Origin of the sequence: Roseateles sp. SL47 (assembly GCF_026625885.1) — a bacterium.
Lineage (GTDB): Bacteria > Pseudomonadota > Gammaproteobacteria > Burkholderiales > Burkholderiaceae_C > Roseateles.
On sequence record NZ_CP113068.1, the window covers coordinates 3732687 to 3753482 of the forward strand.

At 65.2% G+C, this 20796-nt stretch carries 18 protein-coding genes and 1 riboswitch; of the genes, 12 read left to right on the top strand and 6 right to left on the bottom strand.

What is annotated here, in order from left to right; translation table 11 throughout:
- Positions 1-17: 17 nt before the first annotated feature.
- The 3 genes from typA (at position 18) to OU995_RS16510 (ending at position 5191) form a co-directional block, all read left to right on the top strand.
- Complete coding sequence (typA, locus tag OU995_RS16500) at positions 18-1841, top strand: translational GTPase TypA (RefSeq protein WP_267831099.1); 1824 nt, start codon at positions 18-20, stop codon at positions 1839-1841.
- A gap of 214 nt (positions 1842-2055) precedes the next feature.
- On the top strand, positions 2056-3162 hold the full coding sequence (locus tag OU995_RS16505) for an enoyl-CoA hydratase/isomerase family protein (protein ID WP_267831100.1): 1107 nt from the start codon (positions 2056-2058) through the stop codon (positions 3160-3162).
- A gap of 460 nt (positions 3163-3622) precedes the next feature.
- Positions 3623-5191: an ATP-binding protein gene (locus OU995_RS16510; RefSeq protein ID WP_267831101.1), complete on the top strand. Its 1569-nt coding sequence runs from the start codon at positions 3623-3625 to the stop codon at positions 5189-5191.
- Positions 5192-5266: 75 nt separating this feature from the next.
- Here the strand turns inward: OU995_RS16510 and OU995_RS16515 are convergent, their stop codons facing one another.
- From OU995_RS16515 to OU995_RS16525, 3 genes are read right to left on the bottom strand one after another with little or no spacing between them, the layout of a single operon-like run.
- Complete coding sequence (locus OU995_RS16515; RefSeq protein ID WP_267831102.1) at positions 5267-5575, bottom strand: DUF3325 domain-containing protein; 309 nt, start codon at positions 5573-5575, stop codon at positions 5267-5269.
- Positions 5568-7280: a PepSY-associated TM helix domain-containing protein gene (locus OU995_RS16520; RefSeq protein WP_267831103.1), complete on the bottom strand. Its 1713-nt coding sequence runs from the start codon at positions 7278-7280 to the stop codon at positions 5568-5570. The genes OU995_RS16515 and OU995_RS16520 overlap by 8 nt, the downstream gene beginning before the upstream one ends.
- A 14-nt stretch (positions 7281-7294) precedes the next feature.
- Positions 7295-7606 carry an iron uptake protein gene (locus OU995_RS16525; protein ID WP_267831104.1) on the bottom strand — a complete coding sequence of 104 codons (312 nt, stop codon included), beginning with the start codon at positions 7604-7606 and terminating at the stop codon, positions 7295-7297.
- 211 nt (positions 7607-7817) lie between these two features.
- Here OU995_RS16525 and OU995_RS16530 point away from each other — a divergent pair, with 211 nt between their 5' ends.
- The gene (locus OU995_RS16530) at positions 7818-8651 is read left to right on the top strand and encodes a glutaminyl-peptide cyclotransferase (RefSeq protein ID WP_267831105.1); all 834 of its coding nucleotides are present in this window, start codon (positions 7818-7820) and stop codon (positions 8649-8651) included.
- 28 nt (positions 8652-8679) lie between these two features.
- Here OU995_RS16530 and OU995_RS16535 read toward each other — a convergent pair whose 3' ends face one another.
- Positions 8680-9141 (bottom strand): hypothetical protein, encoded by a 462-nt coding sequence (locus OU995_RS16535; RefSeq protein ID WP_267831106.1) that lies wholly within the window; start codon positions 9139-9141, stop codon positions 8680-8682.
- Positions 9142-9449: 308 nt separating this feature from the next.
- Between OU995_RS16535 and OU995_RS16540 the strand changes: the two genes are divergently transcribed.
- Entirely contained in the window at positions 9450-10712 is a 1263-nt protein-coding gene (locus OU995_RS16540) for an MFS transporter (protein ID WP_267831107.1), read from the top strand.
- Positions 10713-10894: 182 nt separating this feature from the next.
- Here OU995_RS16540 and OU995_RS16545 read toward each other — a convergent pair whose 3' ends face one another.
- Positions 10895-11038 carry a hypothetical protein gene (locus OU995_RS16545; protein ID WP_267831108.1) on the bottom strand — a complete coding sequence of 48 codons (144 nt, stop codon included), beginning with the start codon at positions 11036-11038 and terminating at the stop codon, positions 10895-10897.
- A 549-nt stretch (positions 11039-11587) separates the two neighbouring features.
- On the opposite strand from OU995_RS16545, the gene OU995_RS16550 reads away from it, so the two are divergent.
- The 6 genes from OU995_RS16550 (at position 11588) to OU995_RS16575 (ending at position 17727) form a co-directional block, all read left to right on the top strand.
- Positions 11588-12364, top strand: a complete 777-nt coding sequence (locus tag OU995_RS16550) for a YqcI/YcgG family protein (protein WP_267836283.1) — start codon at positions 11588-11590, stop codon at positions 12362-12364.
- A complete protein-coding gene (locus OU995_RS16555) occupies positions 12357-13175 on the top strand; it encodes an arginase family protein (RefSeq protein WP_267831109.1) in 819 nt (272 codons plus the stop codon). The genes OU995_RS16550 and OU995_RS16555 overlap by 8 nt, the downstream gene beginning before the upstream one ends.
- A 174-nt stretch (positions 13176-13349) precedes the next feature.
- Complete coding sequence (gene cysK / locus OU995_RS16560; RefSeq protein WP_267831110.1) at positions 13350-14357, top strand: cysteine synthase A; 1008 nt, start codon at positions 13350-13352, stop codon at positions 14355-14357.
- 69 nt (positions 14358-14426) lie between these two features.
- Positions 14427-15953 carry a homoserine O-acetyltransferase MetX gene (gene metX, locus OU995_RS16565; protein ID WP_267831111.1) on the top strand — a complete coding sequence of 509 codons (1527 nt, stop codon included), beginning with the start codon at positions 14427-14429 and terminating at the stop codon, positions 15951-15953.
- A 10-nt stretch (positions 15954-15963) separates the two neighbouring features.
- Positions 15964-16710: an SDR family oxidoreductase gene (locus tag OU995_RS16570; protein ID WP_267831112.1), complete on the top strand. Its 747-nt coding sequence runs from the start codon at positions 15964-15966 to the stop codon at positions 16708-16710.
- A 102-nt stretch (positions 16711-16812) separates the two neighbouring features.
- A complete protein-coding gene (locus OU995_RS16575; RefSeq protein WP_267831113.1) occupies positions 16813-17727 on the top strand; it encodes an ATP-grasp domain-containing protein in 915 nt (304 codons plus the stop codon).
- A gap of 74 nt (positions 17728-17801) precedes the next feature.
- Here OU995_RS16575 and OU995_RS16580 read toward each other — a convergent pair whose 3' ends face one another.
- Entirely contained in the window at positions 17802-19001 is a 1200-nt protein-coding gene (locus tag OU995_RS16580; RefSeq protein ID WP_267831115.1) for an MFS transporter, read from the bottom strand.
- Between the two features lie 182 nt (positions 19002-19183).
- On the opposite strand from OU995_RS16580, the gene OU995_RS16585 reads away from it, so the two are divergent.
- Positions 19184-20575 carry a PLP-dependent aminotransferase family protein gene (locus OU995_RS16585; RefSeq protein ID WP_267831116.1) on the top strand — a complete coding sequence of 464 codons (1392 nt, stop codon included), beginning with the start codon at positions 19184-19186 and terminating at the stop codon, positions 20573-20575.
- A 123-nt stretch (positions 20576-20698) separates the two neighbouring features.
- Positions 20699-20791, top strand: a riboswitch (cyclic di-GMP riboswitch).
- The last annotated feature ends 5 nt before the right edge of the window (positions 20792-20796 follow it).

Consider the following 20796-nt stretch of genomic DNA (forward strand, 5'->3'; position numbering starts at 1 on the left):
AAAGCGAAAGCCTCACCATGAGCAAGCAAATCCGCAACATCGCCATCATCGCCCACGTCGACCATGGCAAGACCACCATGGTGGACCAGCTCCTTCGCCAGAGCGGCACCTTCGCCGAGCACGAGAAGGTCGTCGACACGGTGATGGACAACAACGCCATCGAACGTGAACGTGGCATCACCATCCTGGCCAAGAACTGCGCCGTCAGCTGGAAGGGCACCCACATCAACATCGTGGACACCCCCGGACACGCGGACTTCGGCGGCGAAGTGGAGCGTGCGCTGTCCATGGTGGACGGCGTGGTGCTGCTGATCGACGCCCAGGAAGGCCCGATGCCGCAGACCCGTTTCGTCACCAAGAAGGCACTGGCCCTGGGCCTGAAGCCGATCGTGGTGGTGAACAAGGTCGACAAGCCGGGTGCCAAGCCCGACGCCGTGATCAACGCCGCTTTCGACCTGTTCGACAAGCTGGGCGCCACCGATGAACAGCTGGACTTCCCGGTGGTGTATGCCTCGGGCATCAACGGCTGGTCGTCGCTGGAAGAGGGCGCTCCGGGCGAGAAATGGGGCGAAGACATGTCGGCCCTGTTCGACACCATCCTGAAGCATGTGCCGTCGCAAAGCGGTGATCCGGCCGCTCCGCTGCAGCTGCAGATTTCCGCGCTGGACTTCTCCACCTTCGTCGGCCGTATCGGCGTGGGCCGCATCAGCCAGGGCACACTCAAGCCGTCGATGGACGTGCTGGTGATGGAAGGTCCGGACGGCAAGACCACCAAGGGCCGCATCAACCAGGTGCTGACGTTCCAGGGTCTGGAACGTGTGCAAGCCACCGAAGCCGGCCCCGGCGACATCGTGCTGATCAACGGTATCGATGAGATCGGTATCGGGGTGACCGTGACCAGCCCGGCCAATCCGGCGCCGCTGCCGATGCTGAAGGTGGACGAGCCGACGCTGACGATGAACTTCTGCGTCAACACCTCGCCGCTGGCCGGCCGTGAAGGCAAGTTCGTCACCAGCCGCCAGATCTGGGACCGCCTGCAGAAGGAACTGCAGCACAACGTGGCTCTGCGCGTGAAGGAAACCGACGAAGACGGCATCTTTGAGGTGTCCGGCCGCGGTGAACTGCACCTGACCATCCTGCTGGAAAACATGCGCCGTGAAGGCTATGAGCTGGCTGTGTCCAAGCCTCGTGTGGTGTTCCAGGACATCGACGGCGTCAAGAACGAGCCGATCGAGCTGGTGACCGCCGACGTGGAAGAAGGCCATCAGGGCGGCGTGATGCAGGCCCTGGGCGAGCGCAAGGGTGAGCTGGTGAACATGGAGCCGGACGGCCGTGGCCGTGTGCGCCTGGAATACCGCATCCCGGCCCGTGGCCTGATCGGTTTCAGCAATGAATTCCTGAACCTGACCCGCGGTTCCGGCCTGATCTCCAACATCTTTGACGGCTACGAGCCGCACAAGGGTGACATCGCCGGCCGCAAGAACGGCGTGCTGATCTCCATGGACGCCGGTGAAATCTTCACCTATGCCCTGGGCAAGCTGGACGACCGCGGCCGCATGTTCGTCAAGCCGAACGACCCGGTGTATGAAGGCATGATCGTGGGCATCCACAGCCGCGACAACGACCTGGTGGTGAATGCCACCCGGACCAAGCAGCTGACCAACTTCCGTGTCAGCGGCAAGGAAGACGCCATCAAGATCACCCCCCCGATCGAACTGACGCTGGAATACGGCGTGGAGTTCATCGAGGACGACGAGCTGGTGGAAATCACCCCGAAGTCGGTGCGTCTGCGCAAGCGGTTCCTGACTGAAAACGAGCGCAAGCGCGCTCAGCGCAGCTGAGACCCTGACCGGCTGAGCCTGATAAAAGCGTCGCCTAGCGACGCTTTTTTTTTAGCCCGAATGACCTTTTGCTCTGGGAGCGGGCCGGGGAATCCGTCAACAATGCGGCTTCTGCGCCGCCCGGTAGAGGGTGTTATGGTGCGGGCCGCGTGTTGACTAAAGAAGAGCCGGGCGCCCTAAGGGTGTGCCGGCAGACAAGTGGAGAATTGACGTCGTGATTCCGTCGCTGCAATCCGAAGGTTTTGTCCTGGCCGAAGTGAATGGCTGCCTGGGGGTGATTACCCTGAACCGGCCGCAGGCGCTTAATGCGCTGTCGCTGTTCATGATTCGCGACCTGACCACATTGCTGACCGCCTGGGCGGCCGAGCCCGGCATCCAGGCGGTGGTGGTGTTGGGGGCGGGCCGTGAGGGCAAGCCTGCGGCGTTTTGCGCGGGCGGCGACATCCGGTTCTTCCACCAGGCCGCGCTGGCGGGTGATGCGGCGCTGGAGGCGTTCTTCACCGAGGAATATGCGCTCAACCATCTCATCCACCAGTTCCCCAAGCCCTACATCGCCCTGATGGATGGTGTGGTGATGGGTGGCGGCATGGGCATCAGCCAGGGGGCGAAGCTGCGGGTGGTGACCGAGCATTCCAAGCTGGCCATGCCGGAAACCAACATCGGTCTGTTCCCGGATGTGGGGGGCGGTTATTTTCTGTCCCGCTGCCCGGGATACAGCGGCGAGTGGATGGCGCTGACCGGTCAGGCGATCGGCGCGGGGGACGCGATCGAACTGGGGCTGGGTGACGTGTTTGTGAAGAGCAACGAACTGCCGGCCATCATCGATGCCTTCCGCCACGGCATGCAGGACAGTGCGGAGCATGTCGTGGCCACGGTGATGGAACGGGCGGACCTGGCGCCCCTGGCGGAGCACTGGGAGTCGCGCAAGAAGATCAACCAGCACTTCAGTGCCGCATCGTTGCCGGCGCTGATGGCGTCGCTGGCCGCCGACGCGGACCCGTGGGCGCAAGGGACGCTGGAGGTGCTGAAGAAGCGGTCTCCGTTGATGATGGCGGTGACACTGGAACAGATCCGTCGTGCGCGGGGCATGAGCCTGGCGGACGACCTGCGGATGGAGCGGGATCTGGTGCATCACTGCTTCCACCTGCGGCCGGGTGCGGCCAGCGAGACGGTGGAGGGCATTCGCGCGCTGGCGGTCGACAAGGACCATGCGCCGAAATGGAATCCGCCGACGGTGGATGCGCTCGATGCAGGCGAGGTGGCGAAGTTCTTCGTCAGCCCTTGGGGGGCAGACGCGCATCCGTTGAAGGGCTTGGGGTGAGCCGCTGCGCACCACCGGTTACGCTGATTGGCGGGGCAGATAGAGCTCAGCCACCGGGGCGGCACCCAGGCCTTCGGCAATACATGGTCCGCTGGCTGCCTGACCATCCCAAGCGATATCTATCCTAGATTTCTGGCGTCTATGGGGCAGATCAAATCGTGCCACGATGTTCTCGTCGATGGCGATTGATCACCTGCTGTGACGTGCCGTCCCGCTGCTGACCAGCGCCGCTTTGACCCTCATCTACGTGGGAACGTTGGCGGTCAGGGCGCAGCCTCTGGCTCCCGGGATTCAGCGCTTCCGATGTGCCGCTTGGGTGGATCGGGCGCGGATTCACTGCACGTCTTCCCTCAACCCGCAGGCCTCCCATTTGCCCCAAACTCCGATCTGCCGACGTTGAATCAACCCCTCGGCAACCGCCCAGTCACGAGCTGACGACCTCGAGCGATCAGGAGCGCACATGTCGGATACGCATCGGCAGCCGGAGCAGCCGGAGCCGCAGGCCATGGAGGTCGAAGACGAAGACATCCGTCGGCTCCGGCAGGCGGGGGACGCCACGTATCGTCACCTTGTCGAAGGTGTCCTGGACTACGCCATCTTCCTGCTCACCCCCGCCGGACACGTTGCCACCTGGAATGCCGGTGCTCAGCGTATCAAGGGCTACATCGCGGAAGAAATCATCGGCAGACACTTCTCGGTCTTCTATACCGCTGCCGACGTCGCCGCAGGCTGGCCGAACAAGGAACTGGTGCTCACGCGCGAGCGCGGGCGGGTCGAAGATGAAGGCTGGCGCGTCCGCAAGGACGGCTCCTCGTTCTGGGCCAATGTCGTCATGACGGCCATTTACGGCGGCCACAACGAGTTTCTCGGCTACGCCAAAGTCACCCGCGATCTCAGTGACCGTCGCCGCATGGCCGCGCTGCTGGATGAAGGTCGGCGCATGACGGAATTCATCGCCATGCTCTCGCATGAGTTGCGCAATCCGCTGTCGCCGATCATGAACGTGCTGGCCATCATGTCGCACGAGCCGCAGAGCCCTCGCTCCCAGTGGTGCCTCGATGTGGCCGCCAAGCAGGTGCGGCAGATCAATCGCCTGGTCGAAGATCTGTTGGACGTCAGCCGCGTCACCACCGGCAAGGTAAGCCTCACCATGGAACGCCTGGACCTCGTTGAGGTGGTGAAAGAGGCCGTGGAGGGCATGCGTCCCGCGCTCGATGAACGCGGCCACATCTTTGTGGCGCACTGGCCCCAGCACCCCGTCTGGATGCAGGGCGACCGGACCCGGCTGATCCAGTTGGTGTCCAACCTGCTGAACAACGCCGCCAAGTTCACCCAGCTGCCGGGCGACATTCAGTTGACCCTCCACCTCGATGGCGGCCAGATCTTTCTGGCTGTCTCCGACAACGGCATCGGCATGGAAGAGGACACGCTCAAGCGCGCCTTCCAGCCCTTCTCACAGGCGGAGAGCCGCTACAGCCGTGGGGAAAGCGGTTTGGGCCTGGGGCTGGCGCTGGTGCGCAGCATCGCCCAGCACCATGGTGGTAGCGCCGAAGCGTCGAGCGCAGGGTTGGGGCAGGGCGCCGTGGTCACCGTCCGGCTGCCGCTGGACAGCGGCGAAGCAGCCAGCCGGGGCGATCTGGCTGCGGGCCACACCCTGAGTGCCGCACCCGTGGGCGATCCCAAGCGCCTGTTGATCATCGACGACAACATCGATGCCGCCGACAGCCTGGCCCTGCTGCTGCGCACCTTCGGCCATCAGGTGCAGACCGCCCATGATGGGCTGCGCGCGCTGGAGTTGATGCGGCAGGAGACGCCCGACGTGGTGTTGCTGGACATCGGCATGCCGATGCTCAGCGGGCTGGAAGTCGCTCGTGAAGTGCGCAGCGACCCGACCTTGTCCGGCATCCGCTTGGTGGCGGTGTCGGGTTATGGGCAGCCTCAGGACAAGCTCGCTGCTCGCGTGGCCGGGTTCGATGACCATCTGGTCAAGCCGGTGGTCTTGGAGGATGTTTTGCAGGCGCTGCACTGATCTGCAGCGCAACTCCGGGCGACTTCCGTGGCCGCGATGCCCTCGGCTCCGCGAAGGCCTCAATGCCTCAACGCATCAAGGCCACAGGCACCGCAGCCACTGAGGCCGCCACGACAAGGTCATGGCCACCGTCAGCACTGCGGCGGCCAGCAGCATGAACCACACCAGCACCGCCATGGAGGCATGGTCTGCCGTCAGGCACAGCCCCAGCGATGCGGCCAGTGCCAGGCTGCCCAGCACGCGAAGCAGCCGTACCACGGGAGCGGGCTGAGGACGCTGGCCCTGCGCCTGTTCCCAGTGCACATCCATGGCCAGCGCGAGCCAGCCAAAGCCCACAATCGCCGCTCCAGCGGCGGCCAGTTGAAGCAGCAGCGGATCAACCATGGCTGACCTCCGCCGAAGCCAGGCGTCCGGCCGGGTCGGCACTCGGGGCCGCTGGCGACGGTGGAGGAACGAGCGCCGCCTGATCGCGAGCCCGCAGCCCCAACCGGCGCGCCGCCAGCAGACAAACGCCACTCAACACCAGCAGGCTCAGGTCCACTCCGGCCACCGGCCAGTAACCGGTGGAGATCGTGCGCAGCAGATGGTCCCCGGTGCTCACCGCATTGGCCACCACCGCCGCGATGGCGATCAGGGCCACCACCCCGCATTGCTCCCGCCAAGCAGGATTCATGCGGCCTTGGGCCACCGCCCCGCCACGCAGGAAGGCATGCACCATGGCCAGCGCCCACACCCCCCAGAACACACGCTGCTCCCAATCACCTTTGCCCATCAGGTTCTCCGGCAGCAGCCGGTTGGACAGCAGCATCGCCACGGTGGCGATCAGCATGCCGGTCATCGTGGTCACCGCCAGTGCATCCACGATCCGGCTGCCCTGGCCGCCGGCCTTGGCATGCTGCGCCTTGCGCTTTTCCACGAAGAAGATGAAGCCTGTGGCGATGCAGACGCAACCGGTCAGCCCGCCCAGCACATAAAGCCAGCGCAGCAGCCAGTGGCGGAAGTGCTGCAGATGCAGGCCTTCCAGGAACTCATTGGTGCTGTCCACCGCCGTACGCGGTGGGTCTTCCCGCAGCAGTTCGCCAGTGCTGGCTTTGAAATGAATGCCTTCGCCGGTCAGCGCCACACGGTCGGTGCCCGCCCGGTAGACGCTGACGTAGGCATTGGCATCACCCGGGTGCTGCACTTGCAGATAGCCCACGTCACCCGCCATGCCCTTGGCCTGCCAGCGTTGCTGCGCCTGGGCCACCATCGCATCCACCGAGGCCATCGGCGCGGCCACCCCAGCAGGATCATGCGGCAGCCCGGTCTCGGAGGCTTCGATCTTCTCGCTCAACTCATGCAGCGGATTCAGCTGCGTATGGGCCACCGGAAAATAGAGGCCCGCAAAGATCACCAGCCCGGTGAAGGCAAAGAAGAAGTGAAAGGGCAGGGCGACAACACCGGTCAGGTTGTGCAGGTCCAGCGTGTTGCGCTGCGTGCTCTTGTTGCGCCGGAAGGTGAAGAACTCGCGGAAGATCTTGCGGTGCATCACCACGCCGCTCACCAGCGCGGCCAGCATCATCAGCGCCGCAAAACCCACCACCCAGGTGCCGAGATCCTTCCAGGTGACGTTCAGGCTGTAATGCATGGGGTAGAACCACTGGCTGCCGATGGCCAGCTGGCTCTGCGGCAGCAGCTTGCCGTCGCGCGGGTCCATGGCATGCACGGCCCAGAGCGTTTCTTCCGGGTCCTTGGCATTCGGTACTGCAAAGCCCGCAAACACCGTGGCCACCGGGTCCCGATGGGTGGTGTAGACCCCCCAGGTCCGCACCACATCGAAGTGAGCCGGCAGCGGCCCGTTCACCCGGTCCTGGATGCCCGCCACGACGGCGGGGTCCGGTTGCATCTCCTCCAGCGCCGGCTTGAGCAACTTGTCAAAGGACGGCATGGGTTGCGGGTCAAAGCGCGATTGCGGGATCGACCAACGGTCGATCTCCCGGTCAAACACCGACAGCGACCCGAAGAAGAACACCACGATCAGCACAAAGCCCAGCACCAGGCCGAACCAGGTGTGCAGCCAGGCCATGGAAAGACGGAAGCTCTGGAACATGGGTCGACCTCCGTTCAAACCAGGGCGTGCTGCACCAGCGCAGCCGCCCCTGCCATCACGCCCGCGCCCACCAGCAGCACGGCCCACACGCGGGCCACGCTGCGGGCGGCAAAGGCCCACAGGAACACCACCAGAAACACCAGCATGCCCACCATGGCCGACAAGTGCTCGGCGTCATGGAAGGACATGCCGGCGGCGTAGGCCCCCGCGATCAGCAGGGCCACAAAGCCCCAGGAGAAGACATATCCGCCGCCGACCGCCGCGCCGATGCGCAGGATCAGGGGCAGGGCCAGCGTGAAGCGGCTCAAGGTGTTGGACGTATTCATGGTGTGGTGGCGGCAAGACGGCGGCTTCCGGGACAAGAGTCGCACCGGCCGAAGCCTGGAGTGTCCTACACAATGAGAATGATTCCTAACAAGCCGCACAGAAAAAACGGGAATGTCGATGGGGGATTCCGTTGGGTGGGCGCTTTGCGATCAGTCGTCCGGGCCGGTGGGCGGAATCGTGTAGATTGCGGGGCCTCCCACTGGAACTCTCATGCGCACCATCCTGTCTTCCATGGGCCGCAGGGCCTTGATCTCCTGGGCTGGCAAGTGCCTGCTGGCCACTGGCGCGCTGGCGCTGCACCTCCAGGCGCCGGCGGCGGACGCCAGCATCCCCATCTACACCGTCAAGGTGGTCAAGGCGTATCCGCACGACCGTGGGGCCTTCACCGAAGGCCTGTTTTTCAAGGAAGGCTTCCTCTACGAGAGCACCGGCCTGAAGGGCCACTCCACCATCCGCAAGGTGAAGCTGGAGACCGGTGAGGTGGTGATGGACACCAGCCTGCCGGCCGAAGTGTTTGGAGAAGGCATCACGCACTGGGGGGACCGCATCATCGGGCTGACCTGGACGGACCAGGTGGGCTATGTGCTGGACGCGAGCAACTTCAAGCTGTGGCGCAAGTTCAGCTATGGCGGCGAGGGCTGGGGCATCACGCAGAACGGCCGCGAGCTGATCATGAGCGACGGTACGCCGGAGCTGCGATTCATCGATCCGGTGTCGTTCAAGGAAACCCGCCGTGTGCGGGTCACCGCCGGTGGCAAACCGGTGGAGAAGCTCAATGAGCTGGAATGGGTGGACGGCGAGGTGCTGGCCAACATCTGGCAGACCGAACGCATCGCGCGCATCGACCCTGCCAGTGGCAAAGTCACCGGGTGGATCGACCTGACCGGGCTGATGCCGGAGCGCAACCCCGAGGCGCAGGGGGAGGACGTGGCCAACGGCATCGCCTACGACGCCAAGACCAAGCGCCTGTTCGTGACCGGCAAACTCTGGCCGAAGCTGTTTGAGGTTCAGCTGGTCAAGGGCGGCGCCGGCCCGCGGCGCTGAGGTGGCTGGGCCGCAGGCCCCAGCCGTCTCAATCCATCTGCTTGCGCAGCATCACCGCCTTGTCGCGGTAGTACTGGGCCGACGCCTTGTTGCCCTCGGCATCAAAGCGGGTGGCGGCTTGGTCGGCTGCCTTGGCCGCCTCTTCAAAGGCGCTGATCGCAGGCCAGCGTTCATCCGTGGCCGGCAGCTTGCCCTGCTGGAAATGGCCGGCCAGGAAACCCTGGTTGGGCTCTTCCACCACGCCCAGCAGCATGTCGCCCTTGGAAGCGCGGCCCAGGAACATGCGTTTGACGCTGCTGCCTTGCTGCTCCTTCAGAATGCCCAGACCATCGGCGTTGTCGCCGATGCACGCACCCTCCCAGCGGACCGCCGCAGCGGACCATCCTTCGGGCAGGGTCTGGACCCGGCAGGCGGCCCAGGTGGCTGGGCTGGCGGCGGCCAGCAGCACGGAGCAGAGGGACGTGAGGAGCAGGGAGGAACGTGAGCGCATGAGGACTGCAGTGAACAACAGGATGAAGCCAGGATAGCTGCAGCACAGGCGCCGCGGCAGGGGGGAAGGTCTCCAACTGCAACCAGGTGACCCGCCAACAACATCCGCTTGCAGAAGACATCGCAGGGGTGCGGCTCGTGTGCAAAAGTGCGCGGTGCGGCCCCGGGTCACTGCGGATAAGTCTGCGGGCTTGAGGCACCCTCTGGATCAGCCTTGCTGCGGGGATCGGAATTTCCGGATCTTTACTGCGGGAATCCGGGAGAATCCCCGGCTTCGGATCGATCCCGATCCTCTCCCAAGCATCCGGAATGAACCACAACACTCCGAGCCGCGCGACGGCCTGGTGGATTTGCGCCCTGGTGGCTGCAGCGCTGTACGGCAACTACTACGTCTATGACTCGATCGGCCCGGTGGCCGATGCCTTGCAGACCCAACGGGGGTTCAGTGATGCCCAGGTGGGCCTGCTCAATGCGGTCTACAGCCTGCCCAACGTCGTGTTGATCCTGCTCGGCGGCGTGCTGGTGGACCGATTCGGAGCCGCCAAGGTGACCTTGGGCACCGCCGCGATCTGCTTTGCCGGTGCGCTGCTGACGGCGCTGAGCCCCAGCTTTGAAGGCATGGTCGCCGGACGCTTGCTGTTCGGCATCGGGGCCGAGACGTTTGGCATCTCCACCTTGGCCGTGCTGGCTCAATACTTTGCCGGCGGCAATGTGGCTTTCACGATGGGCCTGGCCTTGTCGCTGGGGCGGCTGGGGTCGTATTCCACCGACATGTCGCCGACCTGGTTCCCGCATGCCTACGCGCAAGGCTGGCAACCGCCGCTGCTGATTGCGGCGGCGATGGGCGCAGCGTCGCTGGGCGCATCGGTGTTGTATTGGTGGCTGGACCGCCGCGTGGAGGCGTCGGCCAAGCATGACGTCCAAGCTCAAGCGCAGCCCTTCGTGTGGCGGGACCTGCTGCATTTCGGCAAGGCCTATTGGTATCTGCTGATCCTGTGCGTGCTCTGGTATAGCGTGATCCTGGCGTTCCGCAGCACCTTCTCCATCAAGTACTTCCAGCATGTGCACGGGCTGGATCTCGCAGCCGCCGGGGAACTGAACAGCTATGTGTTCCTGGCGGCCGTGTTTGCGACACCGGCCTTCGGCTGGTTGTGTGACCGGGTCGGACGGTATGCCCCGTTCCTGGCCTTCGGGGCGGTGCTGCTGCCGATTGCATTGGCGGTGATGGTGCTGAGTTCCGGTGGCTTGGAGGTGTCCACCGCGCTGATGGGCATCAGTTACTCGTTGGTGCCGGCCGTCATGTGGCCGCTGGCCAGCAAGGTGGTGGCCCCCGCACGTTTCGGGACGGCCATTGGCTTGATGTGGGTGGTGCAAAACGCCGGCATTGGCGGCGCCAATCTGGTGGCCGGCTGGCTCAATACACGTGCGGGCGCCAGTGCGCAAAATCCGGCCGGTTATGACGCGATGATGTGGTTCTTCGGCACCTGCAGCCTGGTGGGCGCGGTGTTTGCGCTGGTGCTGTGGGCCACGGCGGGCCGCAAGCATCAGGAGCTGCAGGCTCGGCAGGCCTGAACTCCGCAGCGCCTGAGCCGCTGAGCCACTGAACGCCCGAGCCACTGAACGCCCGAGCCACTGAGCGCCCGAGCCACTGAGCGCCCGGGCCACTGAGCGCCCAAGCCACAGAGCGCCCGAGCGCCCGGGTCCTTGACCGCACATCCGAGTCGTCGCGGGAGCGACCACTCGGCAGCGGCCTCTCACACCCCCGCACTCCCACCTTCCATCACGCGCCACATGGCACTGGAGGCCCGCAGGCCGCTGCGGGCAAAGCTCGCCTTGAATGCGGGGCCGATACGGCGAAGGGCGGCACACACCCGTGTGAGCAGGGTCAGAGCAATCATGAACTTCTCCTTGGACATCCTCTGCAGCGGGTTTGCTGCGTTGGCATGGTTCAAAGCGTGCGCCTGCACGGAGTGGTGCGCTTTGCCTTGAATCAAGGTCAGAGGCGCATGGCTCGTGTTCTCGGCTCAGGCCTGCGATTGGTCAACACCTAGAACGGCAGTGGACAAAGTGCGCCCTTTGCCGTGCGCCACCTCACAACTGTCCGCACAAACCTCGATTTTGTTTTTTATGTATCGCTGCTTGGTGAGTGGTGCTTGCCAATTTCACTTTATTCAATGTGGCGGTGGCCGTCATATTGATTGCAGGTAACGGATCTTCTTATTTATCAAGGACCGTACCTTCTTTAGTTTTTGGGCAGTCGTTATCCTGACGCTGTCGCGAAATCAGAAGGCGATCGAAATTCGGGTTCATCAAGGCAAAAAATATTGCTGAGCCGGCTCCCCAACCGGTTTGTTTCGAGTCGCCCGCTTCGCGTTCCTATTGGTGTTTTTGACTCCTGGTCTCCCTCGTGGGATCAGGCCTGGCCCCGCCGTGGCCGTTTGCCGGAAATGTCATCAATGAACGGGTTTTTTCAACCGCTTGTCAGTCAGGTGGAAATATCCAGAGCGTCCCCGGACTGGTGCTTTGAGATACTGTGTGAGTTGGAGTCAAGGCTTGCTGGAGATTCCGGATTTCCCTGCGTTTTCTCAAAGAATGCCTTCAAGAAGAAACTCATTAAATTCATCTTCGTTGAAGGGGTCGATGCCGCAGGTATTCGCCATCTGGCCGAGGGCTTGAAGCAATATGTGGAACTGTCCCGCCAATGGGATGGAGCCTTGGACACTGCTTATCCACTGATCGTCGCGTTTTCACGTGACGTCATTCAGGCCGATGCCGTGGCGGCCTATCACGCCTTTGGCTGGCGCGTGCTGCAGGCGCTGCACGAGGTGGACCCCGCACCATGGCCACAGGGTGTTGGCCAGGACCCGAATGCGGCGGACTGGTCCATGTGCTTCAACGGCATGCCCCTGTTCTGCAACATGAGCAACCCGGCGCACCTGGCGCGCAAGAGTCGCCATCTGGGCCGCCATTTCATGCTGGTCATCAACCCGCGGGACCGCTTCGATGTCTTCGCGGGCAACACCCCCGGTGGCCGGAAGGTCCGCGCCAACATCCGCCAGCGCATCGAACGCTACGACGGCCAGCCGCATGCACCGCAGCTCGGCTTCTTCGGTGCCGAGAGCCGTGAGTGGTGGCAATACGGGCTGTTGGATGACAACAGCGCCCGCCAGGACCAGTGCCCCTTCCTGTTCCGTTCTTCCACAAGGACCTCTCGCCATGATTGAACTCATCGTTTCTCAAGGCCGTGTGGCCGACCGCGCCCCGCGCATGATCGAAGGTGCCGCACGCACCGCCCAGGCGCTGAGCCAGCGCTACGGCATGGCAACGCGCACGGTTGGCTGCCCCCAGCCCGCTGCACAGGACGACTGGCGCGAAAGCCTGCCGCAGGCTCGTGAGACGCTGAAAGGCCTGCAGGCCGCCGTGCAGGCGAGCGTCCGTCAAGGGCCGTTGACGGTGATGCTTTCCAACACCTGCTCGGCCAGCCTGGCCAGCCTGCCGGTGGTGGCCCGTGAGCATCCGGACGCCGTGGTGCTCTGGATCGACGCACACGGGGATTTCAACACCCCGGACACCACCGATTCCGGCTATTTGGGCGGCATGGTGCTGGCGGGGGCCTGCGGGCTGTGGGACAGCGGCCATGGTGCCGGTCTGCAGCCGCGCCAGGTGGTGCTGGTCGGGGCGCGCGATATCGACGATCAGGAGCGGGCCCTGCTGGCAGATGCCGGGGTGCGCATCCTGCCCCCCGCCGCCGTCACGCCCGAAGCTGTGCTGGCGGCCATCGGCGATGCACCGGTGTGGGTGCACATCGACTGGGATGTCTTGGATCCCGGCCATCTACCCGCCGACTACTCGGTCCCCAACGGTTTGCATCCCCACCAGATTCGCGCCTTGTTCGAGGCGATTCCGGCCGCGCAACTGCGTGGCATGGAACTGGCCGAGTTCAATGCTTCGCTCGATGAAGCGGTGAATGCCTCCGCGCTGGCGGTGATCCTGGACATCGTCGCGCCGGTGTTTCAGCGGCTCGGCGCTGCCTGAGCGCGTTGAGGGGCAGGTCGCAAGCAGAGCCGCAGCGGCCCCGCCGCCCAGCCTCCGCTGACCTGCCACCGACCCGCGACCGACCCGCATCCACCCCACACCCAAACGGACCCACGCATCCCCTCAATCCCTCCCCCCTCAGACCAATCTCCAACCACCCTCAAGGACACCCTCATGGCTCTCTACAACAGCATCCTCGACACCATCGGCCGTACCCCCATCGTCAAACTGCACCGGGTCGCGCCACCGCATGTCAGCCTGTATGTGAAGGTTGAATCGTTCAATCCAGGCGGCTCGGTGAAGGACCGCCTCGCCCTGGCGGTGGTGCTGGACGCCGAATCCAAGGGTCTTCTCAAGCCTGGTGACACCCTCTGCGAGTGCACCTCCGGCAATGTTGGCATTGCACTGGCCATGGTGGCGGCGGCGCGAGGTTATCGATTCGTGGCGGTGATGTCCGATTCCTACTCCCTCGAGCGGCGCAAATTGATCCGGGCGTATGGCGGCAAGGTGCTGCTGTTCCCGGCGGCGCTGGGCAGCAGTGGTGGCAACCGCATTGCCGATGAACTGGCCGACCGCCACGGCTGGTTCCGTGCCCGCCAGTTCGACAACCCTGCCAACCCGGCCTATCACCGCGAGACCACGGCTGCCGAGATCCTCAGCGACTTTGCGGGCAAGCGCCTGGACTACTTCGTCACCGGCTTCGGCACCACCGGCACCCTGACCGGGGTGGGCCAGATGCTGAAGCTGGCGCGGCCGCGCGTGCGTGTGGTGGCGGCAGAACCGGCCAATGCGGCGGTGTTGGCCGGGCAGGCGTGGAATGTCCATCAGATCCAGGGTTGGGCCCCCAACTTCGTGCCCAGTGTGCTGGACCCGAGCGTGATTGATGAACTGCGGCCCATTGACGAGCGGGTGGGGCGTGACACCTCACGCCGCCTGGCCGCCGAGGAGGGGATTTTTGTCGGCATCTCTGCCGGGGCCACAGTGGCCACGGCCCTGGACGTGGCGCGAGGCGCGCCTGAAGGCTCCGTGCTGCTGGCCATGCTGCCCGACACCGGCGAGCGATATCTCTCCACCTTTTTGCTGGAGGGCATGAATGAGGGATCGGACGACGAGTGGCTGAGCGCCCTCGGCGGTCCGTCCGTCGCCACCTTGGTGGAAGCCGCCGCGCCGCAAACCGTCTGAGTGGCCGGCCCGCGCAGCACCCGGCTTCTCATCTCATCTCATCTCATCCCATCCCTCCAGGAGTTGCCCATGATGGAGTTCATTCCCCCCGGCACCCGCTTCGTGCCCTTGCCCGATGCCTTCCCGCTCAAACGCGGTGGCACGCTGAGCGGCGCGCGCATCGCCTACGAAATGGTCGGCGCGCTCAGCCCCCAGCGAGACAACGCCCTCTTGATCCTCACCGGCTTGTCCCCCGATGCGCATGTCTGCGCCCATGAAGACGATCCCCGCCCTGGTTGGTGGGAGGCGATGGTGGGGCCCGGAAAACCCGTGGATACCGACCGGTGGTGCGTGGTGTGCATCAATTCGCTGGGCAGTTGCAAGGGCTCGACCGGCCCCGCATCGACGGCCCCCGCCACGGGCCGCCCCTATGGCCCGGACTTCCCGGCGCTGTCCGTGGAAGACATCGCGGACGCCGCCGCGCATGCCGTGCGTGCCCTGGGCATCGAGCAACTCGCGGCGGTGATCGGCGCGTCCATGGGGGCGATGACGGCCTTGTCGCTGGTGGCGCGTCATCCACGGCTCACGCGCCATTTCATCAATGTCTCCGGCGCGGTGCATGCCCAACCCTTTGCCATCGCCATCCGTGCGTTGCAGCGTGAAGCCATTCAGCACGACCCGCACTGGCAGCAAGGCCGGTACGACCCTCAGCGTTATCCCCTCAACGGCATGCTGGTGGCGCGCAAGCTGGGGCTGATCACCTACCGCTCTGCCACGGAATGGACGGAGCGGTTTGGTCGTATGCGTCTGGACGGGGCGCATGTCCCGGAGGGGGGCGCATCGAATGCGAACTCACACTCGGCGACGGCATCCGCATCCGCATCCGCATCCGCATCCGCGGCCGCACCTACGCCCACGCCCACGCCCACGCCGAACGCCGGGGCTACCTACAGCATGGAGTTTGCGGTGGAGGGGTACCTGGCCTGTCAGGCGTACAGGTTCGTGCGCAACTTCGATCCCAATGCCTACCTTGCGCTCAGCCGCGCCATCGACTGGTTTGATCTGGGCGAGGTGTGTCATGGAGACCCGGACGCGGCGTTGGCGCAGTTGCAGCTCGAAAGCGCGCTGGTCGTGGGCGTGGACAGTGACTTCCTGTTCCCGCTGGCACAGCAGCGGCAGATCGCGGAGGGCCTGCGCGCTGGGGGTGTTGCGGTCACCTTTGCGCCGCTGGCGTCCTCGGCCGGTCATGACGCATTCCTGGTGGACATTGCCCAGTTCGGACCGCCCATCGGGGCTTACCTGGCGGGCTTGGCCAGGGCATCCACTTCGCCCGGCGGCAAGGAGGTTCTTGCAGCGCCATCAATGCCAATGTCATCGCCAGCGCCAGCGCCAGCGCCAATGCCAATGCCAATGCCAAAGCACGAGCACGAGCACGAGCACGAGCACGAGCACGAGCACGAGCACGGGCACGGGCACGGGCACGGGCATCCGCACCCGCACCCGCACGAACACGGGCACCAGCATCCGCACGAACACGCCGCTGCGCAGGCTCACCTGGGCGCCGCCCCCGCCACCGCCGCCCCCGCCGCCGCCACTTCCGCCTTCACCCCCGCCTGAGGTGCCCACCATGACCCCAACCGTTCCCACCCTGGCGCTCGTCACCGGCGCCAATCGCGGCATCGGCCTGGAAATCGCCCGGCAACTGGCCGAGCAGGGCGTGCGCGTCCTGCTCACCGGTCGTCGTGCTGGCGCGGCTGCAGAAGCGGCCCGCCAGCTCAGCGCAGAAGGCCTGGATGTGGAAGCCCTGGTGCTGGATGTCACCCACCCGGCCAGCATCGCGGCAGCCGCGCAAGGCGTGCAGCAGCGTTATGGCCGCCTCGACATCCTCGTCAACAACGCCGCCATCCGCATCGAACCTTACGGCCGGTGCCCGTCGCAGCAGCCGCTGGACCAATGGCGCGAAACCTTCGACACCAACCTCTTTGGCGTCGTGGCGGTCACCCAGGCCTTCCTGCCGCTGTTGAAGGCCTCTCCGGCGGCCCGCATCGTGAATGTGTCCAGCCTGCTGGCTTCGCTGGGCACGCACAGCGACCCGGCCTCTTATGCCTACAGCGACATGTTCAAGTCGCTGCCGGCCTACAGCGCCTCCAAGAGCGCCATCAACTCATGGACGGTCCACCTGGCCTACGAGCTGCGGGACACCGGTATCAAGGTCAATGCCGTGCACCCGGGCTACACCAGGACGGACATGAACGATGGTGCCGGTGAGCAGGAGCCCCGGCAGGGTGCGCTCACCAGTGTGCGCATGGCCCTGCTGGGGCCCGACGGCCCCACCGGCCAGTACGTGCACCTGGGGCGCCAGATTCCGTGGTGACGCTCCGGCGGCCAGGGCGCTGACGCCCACGCCAACCCCGTCGAGCCACGCGCTTCGCCCGTCGTGGCACCGAGGGCCTGCCATTCCAATTCAGATCGATTCATGATGAAAACTCTCGCTTTGGTCACCAGTGCCGGCAGCCTGCCGATTGATGTCGACATGCCGCTGCTGCTGCAGGCTTGCCGCAGCCTCGGCCTGCACGCCGAGGTGTGCGATTGGGAAGACCCCGATGTGCCGTGGGGCCGCTTCGATGCGGCGGTTTTGCGATCGCCGTGGAACTATGTGGATGCCTTGCCCGCCTTCATGGCCTGGTGCGATCGCGTCGCGCCGGTCACGCGGCTGTTCAATCCGCCTCAGGTGGCACGCTGGTCGCTGGACAAGCGCTACCTCTCCGATCTGGCGCGCCTGGGTGTGCCGGTGGTGCCCTCGTGTTTTGTCGCGCCGCAGGACAACGTGGATGCGGTGTTGCACGGCTTCCTGCACGACTTCCTGAAGTCCCAGCCGCAAGCGGCCGAGATCGTGGTCAAGCCCACGGTCGGCGCCTACTCGCGGGACGTGCAGCGATTCCACCGCGACCGCCTCGACCTGGCCGCCGGCTACATCCGCACGCTCCACGCGCGGTGCCATCAGGTCATCCTGCAGCCCTACCTCTCGTCCATCGATCGTGATGGCGAAACCAATCTCGCCTTCTTTGACGGTCAGTACAGCCACGCCATCCGCAAGAGCGCCATGCTGATGGCCGATGGCACGGTGCATGTGCCCACCCAGGACCTGCGCCAGGCCCGCGACGCCGATGCCGACGAGCAGGCGGTGGCCGGTGCAGCCTTGCGCGCCGCCGCGCTGCATCTTGGGCTGCGGGAACCGCTGCTGTATGCCCGTGTGGATCTGGTCCGCAACGACGAGGGCCAGCCGATGGTGCTGGAGCTGGAGATCTGTGAGCCCTCGCTGAACCTGCCGTTTGCCGAGGGCAGCGCCCTGCGCTTTGCCCAGGCCATGGCACGCCGTGTGGGCCATTGACGTTGTGCTCACGGTTCGCTCCCGCTTGAGGCTCGGCTGAATGACGGCCGACTTGCCGCGGACCGGTTTCGGCCTCACTGCTTGCCGAAGGCTTCCGCCGGTCGCGTTGGCAGTTCGCTGATGGCGAGCTCCGGCGAGCGGCGGCCCAGCAGGGCCAGGGTGCCGGCTGTCAGCACCAGGCCGAACGCGAGCAGCGCGGTGGCTGTCCCATACCGGTCCGCCACCAGCCCGGTGAAGATCACCGGCACGCTGAAGCCGACATAGGCCATCAGGAAGTAGGCCGCGCTGGCGCGTGTTTTCTCCGCGCCGGCGGCTTCGGCGGTGCCTGCCAGCCCACCCAGATACACAAAGCCATAACAGGCACTGCTGGCCGCCAAGGCGCCCAGCAGCACCGCCACCAGCATGCCCGACCATGCGCCCCAGGCCAGCAGCGCATACGCCGGCACCAGCACCAGCAATCCGATGCGGACGGCCTGTCGAGGTGGCTGCCGGCGTGCGGTGGGCTGGAACAGCAGCCCGCAGCTGATGGCCAGCATCGTTGCCAGCCCGGAATACCGCGAGAGCCCGTGCGGGGCCAGCACCGACGGCAGGATGGAGATGACCAGGCCGGTGGTGGCCCAGCACAGCAGGATGGCCGCGCCAAACCACAGGCCGTCCGAAGTGAAGTAGGGCAGGCGCAGCATCGGCGCCTTCGGCCCCTGCCGTGGCGCCGTCTCGGGCAACTGCCACACCAGCACAGCGGACGCGGCCACCCCCGCCAGATGCAACCAGAAGCTGGGGGGTGCCACCGTCTCCCGCATCATCAGGCAGAGGCTGGTCAGCACCGGGCCCAGCCCGAAACCGATGGACGTGCTGGCTGTCACCCAATTGGCGGCGCGGGACGCACGTGCATGGCCAAACAGCTCCAGCATGTAGGCGGTGGCGGTGGCGGACATCAATGCCGTGCCCGTCCCCAGGATGAATCGCGCCAGGGCCAGGGTGGTGACATGGGGAAACGCCATCATCAACAGCGTGCCCAGCGCCGAGAACACCAGCGCCAGCAGCATCACCCGTCGCCGGCCGATACGGTCCGACAGCCCGCCCAGCCCCAGCAGCACCGGCAGCACTCCCGCCACATAGAACGAAAAGGCAATGGTGGTGGCCATCACGCCCACACCGTCCGCTTGTGCATAGGTGGCGTACAGAGGCGCCTGGAGGTTGACGCCGGTGGTCATCACGCACAGCGCCACGGCCAGCCAGGCCGGATGTCGTGTGCTGGGTTGTTGGGGTCCCATACCTGCAAAAGCTCCCTCGTTGGCCTTGTTTCTGGAGGTGCGCCCCTAGACCGGTGGGTCCTGGGGCCTGCCTGCATTGCAGGATAGCCAGGACATGGGTACAAACACAGGCACAGTTCGACCATTCCGGAACCATCTGTACCCATCCGTTTTAGAAACAGTTTCCACCGCTGAGCCCGACCATGAATCTCCAGATCCAACGTGACTCCGACACCCCGCTGGCCGACCAGGTGGAGCAGGGCCTGCAGGCCCATATCGGTCGGCGTGTCTACGCGCCCGGAGCCCGGCTGCCCTCCATTCGCAGCCTGGCCAGTGACCTGGGGGTGAGCCGTAATACAGTGATCGAGGCCTATGACCGGCTGGTCACGCGCGGCCTGGCCCGGTCGCAACCGGGCTCGGGTTATTACGTGGAAGACGGCGCCGTCCGCTTCCCGTCGGCCGGCATGGCCAACCCGCGGGATGCGGAGAGCGTTACTGATGAGCTCTGGCATCTTTTCCGGGAGCAGAACGACAGCGTGAAGCTGGGCTGTGGCTGGTTGCCGGACAGCTGGCGCGAGAGCGAAGACATGGCCTATGCCATCCGCCAGACCGTCCGGCGGGACCGCAGCGGGCTGTTTGACTACGGCACGCCGCTGGGCAGCCCCAGCCTGCGCAAGGCCCTGAGCCGGCGCCTGTATGCCATGGACATCGAAGCCCCGGCCAATCAGTTCCTGCTGACCAGCGGCGCCAGCCAGGCGCTGGACCTGCTGGTGCGCCTGCTGCTGCGGCCCGGCGACACGGTGCTGGTGGAGACGCCGGGCTACTACAACCTGTTCGGGCTGCTCAAGCTGCAGGGCATCCAGATGGTTGGTGTGCCGCGCACCGCCAACGGGCCGGATGTGGAAGCCTTGGAGCGGCTGCTGGAGACCCACAAGCCCAAACTGTTCTTTGTCAACGGCGTCTTCCACAACCCGACCGGCAGCACCATCTCGGTGGCCACGGCCCACCGCATCCTGCAACTGGCGGAGCGGCACGATTTCAATGTGGTGGAAGACGACATCTATGCCGACTTCCAAAGCAGCGCCACACCTCGCCTGGCGGCGCTGGACCAATTGAACCGGGTGATCTACATCGGCAGCTTCTCCAAAAGCTTGTCGTGCTCGCTGCGGGTGGGCTTTGTGGCGGCGGCGCCGTCGCTGATCAAACGGCTGGTCGACTTGAAGATGCTGACCAGCATCACCTCGTCCCGCTTTGCAGAGGAGGTGCTGGCCGTGATGCTGGAGAACGGCAGCTATCGCAAGCTGGTGGAGCGGCTGCGGCGCCGCCTGGACCGTCAATTGGCCGTGGCCAGCCGATTGCTCACCACCGCCGGATGGCAGTTGTTCTGTCGCCCGACCGGCGGCATGTTCTTGTGGGCACGTTGGCCGGGCGTGGACGACGCGAATGAACTGGTCAAACGCGCGGCCGCGCGAGGCGTGAGTTTTTCCGCAGGGTCTGTCTTCACCCCGGATCTGGCCATGTGCCCCTGGCTGCGCATCAACGTCAGTTATGTGGACGACCCGCGCGCCATGGCCTTCCTGAACAAGCCGATGTGACGGCGCGGTGGCTTATCGCAACTGATTGCCTTCGTCAATCACCCCCTGGGCCGCCCCCAAGAGTCCGAAACCTTCAGATACATTCTCGGCACAAATGCTTGTCCGTCGGCTGAGACCGATGACAGGCCCCCAGGGCAAAACCGGCGCGAGCCGGTGACGCAAAGCTTCCGGTCTCGGAGTGCCTGAAACGGCGCACGAGATAGCGGGGCCGCCCATGCAGC

Coding starts and splice junctions, on each gene's coding strand:
- OU995_RS16580 (WP_267831115.1), bottom strand. CDS start 19,001: ATGGGACCCCAACAACCCAGCACACGACATCCGGCCTGGCTGGCCGTG.
- OU995_RS16550 (WP_267836283.1), top strand. CDS start 11,588: ATGTCATCAATGAACGGGTTTTTTCAACCGCTTGTCAGTCAGGTGGAA.
- OU995_RS16510 (WP_267831101.1), top strand. CDS start 3,623: ATGTCGGATACGCATCGGCAGCCGGAGCAGCCGGAGCCGCAGGCCATG.
- OU995_RS16520 (WP_267831103.1), bottom strand. CDS start 7,280: ATGTTCCAGAGCTTCCGTCTTTCCATGGCCTGGCTGCACACCTGGTTC.
- OU995_RS16570 (WP_267831112.1), top strand. CDS start 15,964: ATGACCCCAACCGTTCCCACCCTGGCGCTCGTCACCGGCGCCAATCGC.
- cysK (WP_267831110.1), top strand. CDS start 13,350: ATGGCTCTCTACAACAGCATCCTCGACACCATCGGCCGTACCCCCATC.
- OU995_RS16545 (WP_267831108.1), bottom strand. CDS start 11,038: ATGATTGCTCTGACCCTGCTCACACGGGTGTGTGCCGCCCTTCGCCGT.
- metX (WP_267831111.1), top strand. CDS start 14,427: ATGATGGAGTTCATTCCCCCCGGCACCCGCTTCGTGCCCTTGCCCGAT.
- OU995_RS16515 (WP_267831102.1), bottom strand. CDS start 5,575: ATGGTTGATCCGCTGCTGCTTCAACTGGCCGCCGCTGGAGCGGCGATT.
- OU995_RS16535 (WP_267831106.1), bottom strand. CDS start 9,141: ATGCGCTCACGTTCCTCCCTGCTCCTCACGTCCCTCTGCTCCGTGCTG.
- OU995_RS16530 (WP_267831105.1), top strand. CDS start 7,818: ATGCGCACCATCCTGTCTTCCATGGGCCGCAGGGCCTTGATCTCCTGG.
- OU995_RS16525 (WP_267831104.1), bottom strand. CDS start 7,606: ATGAATACGTCCAACACCTTGAGCCGCTTCACGCTGGCCCTGCCCCTG.
- OU995_RS16540 (WP_267831107.1), top strand. CDS start 9,450: ATGAACCACAACACTCCGAGCCGCGCGACGGCCTGGTGGATTTGCGCC.
- OU995_RS16555 (WP_267831109.1), top strand. CDS start 12,357: ATGATTGAACTCATCGTTTCTCAAGGCCGTGTGGCCGACCGCGCCCCG.
- OU995_RS16575 (WP_267831113.1), top strand. CDS start 16,813: ATGATGAAAACTCTCGCTTTGGTCACCAGTGCCGGCAGCCTGCCGATT.
- typA (WP_267831099.1), top strand. CDS start 18: ATGAGCAAGCAAATCCGCAACATCGCCATCATCGCCCACGTCGACCAT.
- OU995_RS16585 (WP_267831116.1), top strand. CDS start 19,184: ATGAATCTCCAGATCCAACGTGACTCCGACACCCCGCTGGCCGACCAG.